Consider the following 12,102-nt stretch of genomic DNA (forward strand, 5'->3'; position numbering starts at 1 on the left):
CTAGAAGCTAGACCGCACCACCACAGACTCCAGCAGCACCAACTTCACGTACCACCAACTCCACAATAGGAGGGCTTATGCCCAACGACGTATACGCACCGCCCGCGCTTCCCAAGGGAACCCTTCGCGTCACGCCCATCGGCGGACTCGGCGAAATCGGCCGGAACATGACCACCTTCGAGATCAACGGCAAAATCCTGATCGTCGACTGCGGGGTGCTGTTCCCCGAAGAGCACCAGCCCGGTGTCGACCTGATCCTGCCGGACTTCACCCCGATCAAGGACCGCCTCAAGGACATCGTCGGTATCGTGCTCACGCACGGCCATGAAGACCACATCGGCGCAGTGCCCTACCTGCTCAAGCTCCGCCAGGACATCCCGCTGATCGGCTCCGGCCTGACGCTGGCGTTCATCGAAGCCAAGCTCAAAGAACACCGCATCACCCCGTACACCCTGCAGGTGAAAGAGGGCCAGAAGGAACGCCTCGGCCCGTTCAACCTCGAGTTCGTCGCCGTGAACCACTCGATCCCCGACGCCCTCGCTGTCGCGATTAAGACCGAGGGTGGCAGCGTGCTGCACACCGGTGACTTCAAGATGGACCAGCTGCCGCTGGACAACCGCATCACGGACCTGCGGGACTTCGCCCGCCTCGGCGAGGAGGGCATCGACCTGTTCCTGGTCGACTCCACCAACGCCGACGTCCCCGGCTTCACGCCGAGCGAGCGCGCCATCGGACCGGTGCTTGAAGACGTCATCGCCCGTGCCCCGCGCCGGGTGGTCATCGCCAGTTTCTCCAGCCACGTGCACCGCGTGCAGCAGGTGCTCGACGCCGCCCACGCCAACGGGCGCCGCGTGGCGCTGCTGGGCCGCTCGATGGTGCGCAACATGACCATCGCCGCCGACCTCGGCTACCTCAAGGTGCCGGATGGTGTGCTGATCGACTTCAAGAAGGCCGGGAACATCCCGGACAACAAGATCGTCTACATGTCCACGGGGTCGCAGGGCGAGCCGATGGCCGTCCTCAGCCGCATCGTGAACAGCGAACACCAGATCGAGGTCGGCCCCGGCGACACCGTGATCCTGGCCTCCAGCCTGATCCCCGGCAACGAGAACGCGGTCTACCGCATCATCGACGGCCTCACCAAGCTCGGCGCCAACGTCGTGCACAAGGGCAACGCCAAGGTGCACGTCTCCGGACACGCCGCCGCCGGAGAGCTGCTCTACGTGTACAACGTGCTCCGGCCCAAGAACGTGCTGCCCGTGCACGGCGAATACCGCCACCTGGTGGCCAACGCCAAGCTCGCCGTGCAGAGCGGGGTTCCCGTCGAACGCGCCATCCTCGCCGAGGACGGCACCGTGCTCGACCTGCGCAACGGCGACGTGAAGAAGGTCGGCCAGCTCGACCTCGGTTACGTGTACGTGGATGGTTCCACGGTCGGCGAGATCACCGAAGCCGACCTCACCGACCGGCGCACGCTGGCCGAAGAGGGCTTCATCTCCATCATCGTCGTGGTCGACAAGTCCACTGGCAAGATCATCACCGGGCCGGAGATCCACGCCAAGGGGTTCGCCGAGGACGACTCGGTCTTCGACTCCGTGCGGCCCAAGATCGAGGCCGCCCTGGCCGAGGCCGCCCAGAGCGGAAGCCACGACACCTACGCGCTCACGCAGGTCGTGCGCCGTACCGTCGGCCGCTGGGTGCAGGCGTCGTTCCGCCGCCGCCCGATGATCGTTCCGATGATCATCGAGGCGTAGGCACCCGCTCTACCCGCAGCATCCGACAACCCCTGGCCGCCCCTCGGCGCCGGGGGTTGTCGTCTTTTTTCCAGCCCGACCAGGACGTCATCCTTCAGGAGGACTTTGCCCGAAAGTCGCCCTGACGGCTCGGGGCTGGCCGTAGGCTCGAGCCAGCCGACACCGTGGGGGTGCGGTGCGAGTATGGGGGAATCAGTGAATGTGATGCGCAAATGGGTCTTTCCGATCCTCCGGCTGCTGGTGATTGCGGCGATCGCCGTGGCCCTGGTGAAACTGGCCTTCTTCGCCGACACCGCAGAGGCACAGGACCCGGCCCAGCCGACCGGCCAGATCGTCGAACCGCAGGTGCCCGTGGCCCTGGGCACGATCACCAACGACGTCACGCTGCCCGGTACCGTGTCGGCGGATGCCGCAGTGCCCGTCAAGGCCGTGGCCGCCGGAACCGTCGATGAGATCTTCTTCACCGCCGGCCAGACCGTCGTGGCGGGCGACAAGATCTACGACATCAAGGTAGAGACCGTTGTCGACCCCGTCGAGACAACCGACCCGGCCACCGGGATGGTCTCGATCAGCCAGCCGAAGCCGGCGATCACGTTTGAGAAGGTCTTCGCCCCGGCGGACGGCGTACTCAGCGCGCTCACCGTCATCCACGGCCAGGCTGTCACCATCGGCGACACCACCGGCCAGGTCGCCCCGCCCAGCCACTCCGTGAGCGGATCGCTCAGCCCCGAACAGCAGTACCGGCTGGTCACCCAGCCCACCGAGGCCTCTATCGCCATCACCAACGGCCCGGCCCCGTTCACCTGCACGGGCCTGCGCATCACCACCCCGCTGGCCGGGGCGGATGCCGGCGGCGCCGGCAGCGACCCGACGTCGGGCATCGACACCGGCGGCACCGGCGGCGCCTCCGGCACCACCGTCAGCTGCGCCATCCCCGCCGGGGTCACGGTGTTCCCGGGCCTTGCCGCCCAGATCACCCTCGCCGGCGGCAAGGTGGAGAACGTGCTCGTCGTGCCCACCACGGCCGTGAAGGGCTCCGCCGAGACCGGCGTCGTCTGGTTCGTTCTGCCCGACGGCAGCACCGAAGAACGCCCGGTCACGCTCGGAATGAATGACGGCACCTCCGTGCAGGTGATCGAGGGCCTGGCCGAGGGCGACCTGATCAACCAGTTCGTGCCCGGTGCCGTCGCGGTACCGGCCGACGGCTGCATCACCGCGCCCGACGGCAGCGAGGTCTGCTCCGAACCCGGGATGACGCTCCGGTGACGCTCCTGCACCTGGCCGGTGTCACCCGCACCGTCCAGCTCATTGACGCTCCGCCGCTGACGATCCTCTCCGGCGTCGACCTCGACGTGGCGGTGGGGGACCGGGTATCCATCGTGGGCCGCAGCGGTTCGGGCAAGTCCACCCTGCTCAACCTGCTGGGCCTGCTCGACAACCCCACCACGGGTGACCTCGAGTTCGACGGTCGGCCGGTGAAATCGTTCTCCTCGGCCGAGCGTGACCGGGTGCGCGGACGCGATGTGGGCTTCATCTTCCAGCAGTTCAACCTGCTGCAGGGCCGCACGGCGCTCGAGAATGTGATGACCCCGCTGCTCTACGCCCAGGGTAAACAGTTCTGGAAGCGCGCGCGCATCGCCACCGAGATGCTCGACCGTGTCGGCCTCGGCCACCGGTTGGGCGCGATGCCCGACAAGCTCTCCGGCGGTGAACAGCAGCGCGTGGCCATCGCCAGGTCGCTGGTGCGCGGCCCGCGGCTGATCCTGGCCGACGAACCCACCGGGGCCCTCGACCTCGAAACCGGCGCCGACGTGATGGCGCTGCTCGACGAGGTCGCCACCGCCTCCGGCGCCGCCCTCATCACCATCACCCACGACCCGGCCATCGCGGCGCTGGCCACCCGGCACCTGCGCCTGGACCACGGCGTGCTCACCGTCGTCGGCGCTCCCGACGACCCGGCCCTGCCCGACGGCGCCGTGCACGACGGCCTGCCCGACGACCTGCGCGACGACGACCTGGCGGCGGTGCCCGCATGAACCGCCTGCTCAGCAACGTCGTCGGCTCCTTCGTCGAGGCCTGGCAGGAACTGCGCATCCACAAGACCCGGGTGATGCTCTCGCTGATCGGCGTGGCCGTCGCGGTCTGCGCGATCACCACCGTCGTGGGACTCGGCGCCGTGGCGGAGCAGGCCCTGCTGGAGCAGAACGAACGACAGGGCGGCCGAGCGGCGACCCTTTCCGTGTACGTGTCGAAGAACGACGGCACGCCGGTGGAGACCGAGCTCATGCAGGAGCTCTGGACCACCACGCTCGACCGGTACGGCATCGACTACGCTAGCCGGATCATGAACTCCAGCCAGACCGTGCAGTTCGCGGATGGCGCGGTGCCGGTGAGTGTCATGGCCGTCGACCAGGCCTACGGCACGATGCACCGCGTGAAGCTCACCGAGGGCATCTGGTTCAGCGCCGACGACGCCGAACGTCTCGCCCCCAACGTACTGGTGAACCAGGTCTACTACGACAGGCTCGGCCAGCCTGACCTGGCGACGCATCCCACCACCACCCTGCTCGGCGACAAGAGGACGACCGCCGTCATCACCGGGGTCTACCCGGTGAGCGTCTACGAGACCGAGCCCGCGATGTACATGCTGGCCGACACCCTCACGGCTCTGAGCTCGCCGGAACAGCAGGCGGCGAACGGTGTGGTGCCCAACTACGAGATGTGGGTGCCGACCGCGGTCAGCGAGGACCTGACGACCGCCATTCAGCGGGACTTCACCGCGGCGATCGGATCGGGAACCGACGTGTCGGTGAACCGGCAGGACTACGCCGCGTACAACGAGGACCCGTTCGGATCGATCAAGCTGCTCGTCGGGGGAGTGGCCGTCCTGGTGCTGCTGCTCGGCGCCCTCGGCCTGGTCAACATCGCCCTGGTGACCCTCAAACAACGCATCCGCGAGATCGGGGTGCGACGCAGCTTCGGCGCCACGGCGGGGAGGGTGTTCTTCTCGGTGATGATGGAGAGCATCGTCGCCACCCTGGTGGCCGGTGTGGTCGGCGTGATCGGCGCCGTGCTCATCGTGACCAACCCCCTGCTGCAGGGTTTCATCAGCCAGGGCACTGTCGCCGATTTCCCGCCGTTCCCGGTGGACGCGGCCATTCTCGGCCTCGTCTGCGCCACCGTCGTCGGCGCCCTCGCCGGTCTGCTGCCCGCCCTGGTGGCGGTGCGGGTCAAGGTCATCGACGCCATCCGATATTGATCACTCGCGAAAGCGGCCGTGTGGTCGCCACGGCACTGCCGGAGCAGCCACACGGCCGCTTTCGTGAGCTCGGGGACGGGTCTCGCCCGGGCAATTGGGCGTGGGATCGCGCCGATGTCGGGTGTCGGCGGTACCGTGGAACACATGGCTACGAGCACTAAGTCGACCGGGCGTGCCCGCAGCACGCCTGCGCGCGGCACCGGAACGACCGCGCGCACCAAGGCCGGCAGCACCGCGACCCAGAAGACCGTCAAATTCCCCGCGGCCGAGTCCAAGCCGGGCATCGCCGTGCGCATCTGGATGGGCCTGGCCCACGTCGCCGGCGGCGCGGCCCGCGCACTCGGCCCCGAACAGCTCTCCAAGGAGGAGCGCCGCGATGGACTGCCCTTCTTCCTGGTGCTGCTGGCCGTCGCCGGCGCCGTGATCGAGTGGTTCCTGATCAACGACCCGGTGGCCCAGACCCTGGATGCCTGGACCTTCGGTGGTCTCTTCGGCCGGGTCGCCTTCGCCCTGCCGGTGATCATCATGCTCTTCGCGATCTGGCTGTTCCGCAATCCGAGCTCCGTGCACGACAACGGTCGCATCGGCATCGGCCTCTCCCTGCTTCTGGTCACGGTCTCCGGCCTCTGCCACATCTTCGGCGGGCAGCCGGACCCCGAGCAGGGCGTGGAGGTGCTCGCCCTCTCCGGCGGTGTGCTCGGTTGGATGATCGCGACCCCGCTGATCTTCCTGATCACCACCGTGGGCGCGGCCATCGTCGTGATCCTGCTGCTGATCCTCAGCCTCTTCATCATCACGAAGACCCCGCCGAACAAGATCGGCGAACGCAGCCGGGAACTCTACGCCTGGCTCTTCGGCGCCCCGTTGCCCGCCCCTGAGGAGCGCGCGGCCGCCAAGGAGATCCGCCAGGAACGCATCCAGGCGCTCAAGACCAAGCAGATCGAACTCGACGGACTCGAGGCCGGCAACGACGACGACACCGACGAGGGCGCCCTGCCCTGGTGGCGGCGCAACACCAGCAAGCGCGAAGAGGACCCCGACTTCAGCAGCGCCATGTCGAGCGAGTCCGACGAGGCCCAGCCGCCCGCCGCGGACCCGCTCAGCACACTGCTCAACCACAGCGCGGATGCGGCCAAGGGCGGCTTCGACACGGCCCTGGAGTCGGCCCAGGCCCACGTTCCCCCCGTGCACAACGACCACTACGGCACCGAGGTGCTCGAAGACCTGCTCAAGGCCGAAGAAGCCATCAAGCGCTACACGGGTGAAGTGGATGCGCTGCCACACGTCACGGGACTGTCCTCAGACGATCCAGAAGGACTCACCGAGGCAATCCCGGCTCTGGACGAACTCGATCAGGCCGCCGCCTCGGTCGACCGCGGAGTGGCCGGATACGAGTTCGGCGAGAAGCCGAACCTGCCCTACGTGCTGCCCTCCGCCACGACCCTCACCGCCGGCCCGCCGGCCAAGGCCCGGTCGGCCGCCAACGACGAGATCGTCAAGTCCATCACCGAGGTGCTCAGCCAGTTCTCGGTGGACGCCAGGGTCACCGGCTTCTCCCGCGGCCCCACGGTCACCCAGTACGAGATCGAACTCGGTCCGGGCGTCAAGGTGGAGCGCGTCACCGCGCTGAGCAAGAACCTGTCCTATGCTGTCGCCTCCAATGAAGTGCGCATCCTCTCGCCCATCCCCGGCAAGAGCGCCATCGGCATCGAGATCCCCAACACCGACCGCGAGATCGTCACCCTCGGTGACGTGCTGCGGTCCACGACCGCCACCAACAGCACCCACCCGATGACCATCGGTGTGGGCAAGGACGTCGGCGGCGGATTCGTCATCGCCAACCTCGCCAAGATGCCCCACCTGCTCGTGGCCGGGTCCACCGGCTCCGGAAAGTCCAGCTTCGTCAACTCGATGATCACGAGCCTGCTCATGCGGGCCAAGCCCAGCGACGTGCGCATGGTGTTGATCGACCCGAAGCGGGTCGAGTTGGCCGCGTACGCCGGAGTTCCGCACCTGATCACTCCCATCATCACGAACCCCAAGAAGGCCGCCGAAGCGCTGCAGTGGGTCGTGAAGGAGATGGACATGCGCTACGACGACCTGGCCAGCTTCGGCTTCCGCCACATCGACGACTTCAACAAGGCCGTGGTCAACAACGAGATCGTGCTGCCGGCAGGCAGCGCCCGCAAGCTCAAGCCCTACCCCTACCTGCTCGTGGTGGTGGACGAGCTCGCCGACCTCATGATGGTCGCCCCGCGTGACGTCGAAGACTCGATCGTGCGGATCACCCAGCTCGCCCGAGCCTCGGGAATTCACCTGGTGCTGGCCACCCAGCGCCCCAGCGTCGACGTGGTCACCGGCCTGATCAAGGCCAATGTGCCGTCCCGCCTGGCCTTCGCCGTCACCAGTGTCACCGACTCCAGGGTCATCCTCGACCAGCCCGGCGCCGACAAGCTGATCGGCCAGGGCGACGCCCTGTTCCTGCCGATGGGCGCCTCCAAAGCCCTGCGCGTGCAGGGCGCCTGGGTCAACGAGGCCGAGATCGAGAAGGTCGTCAAGCACGTCACCCAGCAGGCCAGGCCCGACTACCGGCCCGACGTGTCCGCCGAGGCGCCGCGCAAGGAGATCGACTCCGATATCGGCGACGATCTCGAGGTTCTGCTCGCCGCCGCCGAACTCGTCGTGTCCACCCAGTTCGGCTCCACCTCGATGCTGCAGCGCAAGCTCCGAGTGGGCTTCGCCAAGGCCGGCCGCATGATGGACCTGCTTGAATCCCGGGAGATCGTCGGCCCGTCCGAGGGCTCCAAGGCCCGCGACGTGCTGGTGACCGCCGAGCAGCTGCCCAGCGTCCTGGCCAAGCTGCGCGGCTCCGACGCCGAGCACCACGCCGCCACCGCCCGCACGCAGTTCGAAGAGTCCCAGCGGCAGCAGGCGCACGAGCAGACCGCGCCCGATCCTCGCTACGCCGACGACCCGGTGGCGAAGATGAGCGAAGGGTACGCTGAGGAAGACGGCGACTCGGACGAAGACGCCTGGCAACTCACCGACAGGGAATGACCCCATGGTTACACCGAGCACCCCGGCCAAGCCGTCCAACTGGAACCTGCCGAACATCATCACCATCGTGCGGATCCTGCTCGCACCGGTGTTCTTCTGGATGCTGCTGGCCGACAACGGCGCCGACGGCGCCCTCCGCTGGTGGGCCGCCGTGCTCTTCATCGTGGCCATCGCCACCGACGGCGTCGACGGGGCCATCGCCCGGCGCTACAACCTGGTCACCGACCTGGGCAAGCTGCTGGACCCGATCGCCGACAAGATCCTCACCGGCGCCGCGCTGATCGGCCTGTCCATCCTGTTGGAGCTGCCGTGGTGGGTCACCATCGTGATCCTGGTCCGGGAGGTCGGCATCACGGTCTTCCGGTTCGCCATGCTGCGCGACCGGGTCATCCCGGCGTCCCGCGGCGGCAAGCTCAAGACCCTTGCCCAGTCCGTGGCGATCTCGCTGGCCCTGCTGCCGCTCTGGCTGGTCCTGGGCGACTGGATCAACTGGGTCAACACCATCACGATGACCATCGCCCTGCTGCTGACGGTGTACACCGGCATCGAATACCTCGTCGCCGCCCGCCGGGAGAACCAGCACGCCAAACCGACCCCGTCCTGACATGACGGCCCACCCGGATGCCGCCGCCGCCCTGGTCGCCGTCCTCACCGCCCGGCACCTCACCATCGCCGTGGCGGAGTCCCTGACCGGCGGATTGCTCGTGGCCGAACTCGTCCGCATCCCCGGCGCATCCGTCGTGGTGGCCGGGGGAGTGGTGGCCTACCAGACGCCGCTCAAGCACACGCTGCTGGGTGTGGACGAGACCCTGCTGGCCGAGCACGGGGCCGTGCACCCCGAGGTCGCCAGGCAGATGGCCGCCGGGGTGTGCACCGCCCTGGCGGTGGACGGACGCCCGGCCGACATCGGCATCTCGACCACCGGAGTGGCCGGCCCAGACGAACAAGACGGCCAAAGCGTCGGCACGGTCTACCTGGGACTCGCATTCGAGGATAAAGTGCGCGCCATACCGATCTCCCTCGCGGGAGACCGGGCCGAGATCCGGGCGCAGACCGTTGCGCACGCGATTGAAGCTGTGAGTGCGCTGATGGAATCCACAAAGCTGGAGATCACGGAATAGTTCGTATTACCGGTGGGTTACAGAACACATATTCACAAGAAAAGTCCAGTCATCCTCGGTAATCTCGAGGTGTCGGATGGATAGAGTACTGTTGGCCATCCGCTACACGAAACTGACCGGTTGAGTGGGCCCCAGCAGTCAAGACAGCACGAAGAAGGAGGTTCCGATGATTCTTGTTCGTCAGGAAATCGGCGATGTGCTCAGGGACTTCCGCCTGCAGAAGGGTCGCACCCTGCGTCAGGTTGCGAGCAAGGCAAGTGTGGCCCTCGGCTACCTGTCTGAAGTGGAACGCGGCCAGAAAGAAGCCTCATCCGAGATTCTTGCCTCGGTCGCGGACGCGCTTGACACACCCATCTCGGTGATCATGCGCGAGGTCGGCGATCGTCTGGCCGTCATCGAGGGAATCGATCGTTTCCCCGACACCGTGCCCGACGAGCTGGTTGCCAAGTTCGACGCCAGCATGATGATGCGCTGATCGGCCATCCCCACAGCACTCGCACTGCACGAATGAACGACAGCCGAATGAACGAAAGCCGAGTGAGCACCGCATGCGACTGAGCGAGTTCCGTCAGGCTCTGAAAGACGAGTTCGGCGAAAGCTACGGTCGGGTGCTCACCCGGGACCTCGTTCTCGGACCGCTCGGGCGCACCGCCGATCAGGCTCTCGCGGGCGGGGTGCCCGCCCGCGACGTCTGGCTGGCGCTGTGCGCCGAGACTGATGTCCCGCACGGGCGCCGACACGGGGCCGGGCTTCCGCCGGCCCGAGGCTGACCGGCACGCCGGCAGCCACCCGTCCGGCAGCCACACAGACGACAGCGCATCATGACCCAGCAACGGCCCGGCCCTCCAGCCGGGCCGTTGGTCGTTTCGGGAGAAGTTTCCGACACACCGAAGCAGTGTCGAATGCGTGTTCGGTTCTTGGTAGGCTCCTCCACAGTAGAAGTCGAAGACGGATTGTCCACCGTTGCAATGTCCACCGGCCAGTGTCGGTGGGGCTGCGTACAGTCGGATTCGTCAACGACAACCGCGCACTTGCCTTGTCGAGGGCGGTCACCGGGGTCCTCCCGCCGATCGAAACGACAGCCTATAGGCGCCACGCGCACGACCAGAAGGAGCACACCATGGCATCAGCAGCAGACCGCGAGAAGGCACTCGACACCGCCCTCGCCCAGATTGACCGCCAGTTCGGCAAGGGCTCGGTCATGCGCCTCGGCAGCGACGACCGCGCCCCCGTTGAGACCATCTCCACCGGGTCGATCGCGTTGGACGTCGCCCTCGGTATAGGCGGACTGCCCCGCGGCCGGATCGTGGAGATCTACGGCCCGGAGTCCTCGGGTAAGACCACCCTCACCCTGCACGCCATCGCGAACGCGCAAAAGAACGGCGGCATCGCCGCGTTCATCGACGCGGAGCACGCCCTAGATCCCGAATACGCCAAGAAGCTCGGCGTCGACATCGACGCCCTCCTGGTCTCCCAGCCTGACACCGGTGAGCAGGCGCTCGAAATCGCCGACATGCTGGTGCGAAGCGGCTCGATCGACCTGATTGTCATCGACTCCGTCGCCGCTCTCGTGCCGCGCGCCGAAATCGAAGGCGAGATGGGTGACTCCCACGTGGGCCTGCAGGCCCGCCTGATGTCCCAGGCGCTGCGCAAGCTCACCGGTGGCCTCAGCCAGACCAACACCACCATGATCTTCATCAACCAGCTGCGCGAAAAGATCGGCGTCATGTTCGGCAGCCCGGAGACCACCGCCGGCGGTAAGGCGCTCAAGTTCTACGCCTCGGTGCGGCTGGACATCCGCCGCATCGAAACCCTCAAGGACGGCACCGAAGCCGTCGGTAACCGCACCAGGGTCAAGGTCGTCAAGAACAAGATGGCGCCGCCCTTCAAGCAGGCCGAGTTCGACATCATCTACGGCGTGGGCATCTCCCGCGAGGGCAGCCTGATCGACTTCGGCGTCGACCAGGGCATCGTCAAGAAGTCCGGCGCCTGGTACACCTACGACGGCGATCAGCTCGGCCAGGGCAAGGAGAACTCGAGGAACTTCCTGCTGCGCAACCCCGACATGGCCAACGAGATCGAGACCAAGATCCTGGGCAAACTCGGCGTGGGCGCAGAGGGCAAGGCCGCGAAGAAGGCCACGGATGACGCCGCCACCGCAGCGGCCGCCGCCGAGGCCGCGGCAACGGGCGCGGCCACCGGCACCGACGGCGCCAAGGTGCCATCGATCGCGGCCAAGGCCGCCGCACGCAAGGGCGCCTAGCGGTCATGGTGCACTTCGAACCCTCGCCGGGTAAGGGTACTGCCGGTTCGGCGGCGGACGGCGCCGGTCTCGCCCCGGTGACCTACCTGCCGGGAGCGAGTCCCGCCGAACAGGCGGACGACGCCGTGGAGGACGCGGCCGAAGAACGCGAACAGGCAGAGAAGATGCTCCTGCAGCGCCTGCGCTGCCGTTCCCTCTCGGTCATCGAAGCCCAGAAGCTGCTGCGCTCCACCGACATCGACGAGGAGGCGGTGCAGGAGATCCTCGAACGCTTCGCCGAACTGCACTATCTGGACGAAGAGAAACTCGCCGACCAGATCATGCACAGCCACCACGAGCGCAAGGGCCTGGGCCGCAGCGGTGTCGCCGCCGAAATGCGCCAGCGCGGGCTGGATGCCGAACTGATCGCCGAGAAAATCGACGAGATGCCCGACGACGAGGCTGAGCGTGCCACCGAACTGGCGCTCAAGCGCGTGCAGCAGCTGGACCGGTTCGACGATGCCACCATCGACCGCCGGCTCACCGGGTTCCTGATGCGCAAGGGCTACGCCTCCGCGGTGGTGCGTGACGCCGTCAAGGCGGCCCTGGCGTCCCGGCGGGGCTCCGGCCGGGTCTCCACGGTCCGGTTCCGCTAGAACGGTCCGTTCC

At 67.3% G+C, this 12,102-nt stretch carries 11 protein-coding genes; all 11 read left to right on the top strand.

Annotation, left to right across the window (positions count from 1 at the left end; genetic code table 11):
* The first annotated feature begins 77 nt into the window (after positions 1-77).
* The 11 genes from BJQ95_RS05730 (at position 78) to BJQ95_RS05780 (ending at position 12,089) form a co-directional block, all read left to right on the top strand.
* Positions 78-1,754, top strand: a complete 1,677-nt coding sequence (locus BJQ95_RS05730) for a ribonuclease J (RefSeq protein ID WP_130175933.1) — start codon at positions 78-80, stop codon at positions 1,752-1,754.
* A 183-nt stretch (positions 1,755-1,937) separates the two neighbouring features.
* Entirely contained in the window at positions 1,938-3,020 is a 1,083-nt protein-coding gene (locus tag BJQ95_RS05735; RefSeq protein WP_240694546.1) for a hypothetical protein, read from the top strand.
* The gene (locus BJQ95_RS05740; RefSeq protein WP_130175934.1) at positions 3,017-3,790 is read left to right on the top strand and encodes an ABC transporter ATP-binding protein; all 774 of its coding nucleotides are present in this window, start codon (positions 3,017-3,019) and stop codon (positions 3,788-3,790) included. Before BJQ95_RS05735 ends, BJQ95_RS05740 begins: the two co-directional genes overlap by 4 nt.
* Entirely contained in the window at positions 3,787-5,013 is a 1,227-nt protein-coding gene (locus tag BJQ95_RS05745; RefSeq protein ID WP_130175935.1) for an ABC transporter permease, read from the top strand. Before BJQ95_RS05740 ends, BJQ95_RS05745 begins: the two co-directional genes overlap by 4 nt.
* A gap of 144 nt (positions 5,014-5,157) precedes the next feature.
* Positions 5,158-8,070 carry a DNA translocase FtsK gene (locus BJQ95_RS05750; protein WP_130175936.1) on the top strand — a complete coding sequence of 971 codons (2,913 nt, stop codon included), beginning with the start codon at positions 5,158-5,160 and terminating at the stop codon, positions 8,068-8,070.
* Positions 8,071-8,074: 4 nt separating this feature from the next.
* Entirely contained in the window at positions 8,075-8,674 is a 600-nt protein-coding gene (gene pgsA / locus BJQ95_RS05755) for a CDP-diacylglycerol--glycerol-3-phosphate 3-phosphatidyltransferase (protein ID WP_130175937.1), read from the top strand.
* A gap of 1 nt (position 8,675) precedes the next feature.
* A complete protein-coding gene (locus BJQ95_RS05760) occupies positions 8,676-9,191 on the top strand; it encodes a CinA family protein (protein ID WP_130175938.1) in 516 nt (171 codons plus the stop codon).
* A gap of 166 nt (positions 9,192-9,357) precedes the next feature.
* Positions 9,358-9,666, top strand: coding sequence for a helix-turn-helix domain-containing protein (locus BJQ95_RS05765; protein WP_088455722.1), 309 nt, complete (start codon positions 9,358-9,360; stop codon positions 9,664-9,666).
* Between the two features lie 73 nt (positions 9,667-9,739).
* Positions 9,740-9,961 carry a DUF3046 domain-containing protein gene (locus BJQ95_RS05770; RefSeq protein ID WP_130175939.1) on the top strand — a complete coding sequence of 74 codons (222 nt, stop codon included), beginning with the start codon at positions 9,740-9,742 and terminating at the stop codon, positions 9,959-9,961.
* 350 nt (positions 9,962-10,311) lie between these two features.
* A complete protein-coding gene (recA, locus tag BJQ95_RS05775) occupies positions 10,312-11,454 on the top strand; it encodes a recombinase RecA (protein WP_130175940.1) in 1,143 nt (380 codons plus the stop codon).
* Positions 11,455-11,459: 5 nt separating this feature from the next.
* Positions 11,460-12,089 carry a regulatory protein RecX gene (locus BJQ95_RS05780; protein ID WP_130175941.1) on the top strand — a complete coding sequence of 210 codons (630 nt, stop codon included), beginning with the start codon at positions 11,460-11,462 and terminating at the stop codon, positions 12,087-12,089.
* Positions 12,090-12,102: the final 13 nt, after the last annotated feature.

The organism is Cryobacterium sp. SO1 (assembly GCF_004210215.2).
GTDB lineage: Bacteria > Actinomycetota > Actinomycetes > Actinomycetales > Microbacteriaceae > Cryobacterium.

Bases quoted from the DNA above. Each gene is read 5' to 3' on its own strand.
- pgsA (WP_130175937.1), top strand. From the start codon at position 8,075: ATGGTTACACCGAGCACCCCGGCCAAGCCGTCCAACTGGAACCTGCCG.
- BJQ95_RS05760 (WP_130175938.1), top strand. From the start codon at position 8,676: ATGACGGCCCACCCGGATGCCGCCGCCGCCCTGGTCGCCGTCCTCACC.
- BJQ95_RS05735 (WP_240694546.1), top strand. From the start codon at position 1,938: ATGGGGGAATCAGTGAATGTGATGCGCAAATGGGTCTTTCCGATCCTC.
- BJQ95_RS05730 (WP_130175933.1), top strand. From the start codon at position 78: ATGCCCAACGACGTATACGCACCGCCCGCGCTTCCCAAGGGAACCCTT.
- BJQ95_RS05780 (WP_130175941.1), top strand. From the start codon at position 11,460: ATGGTGCACTTCGAACCCTCGCCGGGTAAGGGTACTGCCGGTTCGGCG.
- BJQ95_RS05765 (WP_088455722.1), top strand. From the start codon at position 9,358: ATGATTCTTGTTCGTCAGGAAATCGGCGATGTGCTCAGGGACTTCCGC.
- BJQ95_RS05750 (WP_130175936.1), top strand. From the start codon at position 5,158: ATGGCTACGAGCACTAAGTCGACCGGGCGTGCCCGCAGCACGCCTGCG.
- BJQ95_RS05770 (WP_130175939.1), top strand. From the start codon at position 9,740: ATGCGACTGAGCGAGTTCCGTCAGGCTCTGAAAGACGAGTTCGGCGAA.
- BJQ95_RS05745 (WP_130175935.1), top strand. From the start codon at position 3,787: ATGAACCGCCTGCTCAGCAACGTCGTCGGCTCCTTCGTCGAGGCCTGG.
- recA (WP_130175940.1), top strand. From the start codon at position 10,312: ATGGCATCAGCAGCAGACCGCGAGAAGGCACTCGACACCGCCCTCGCC.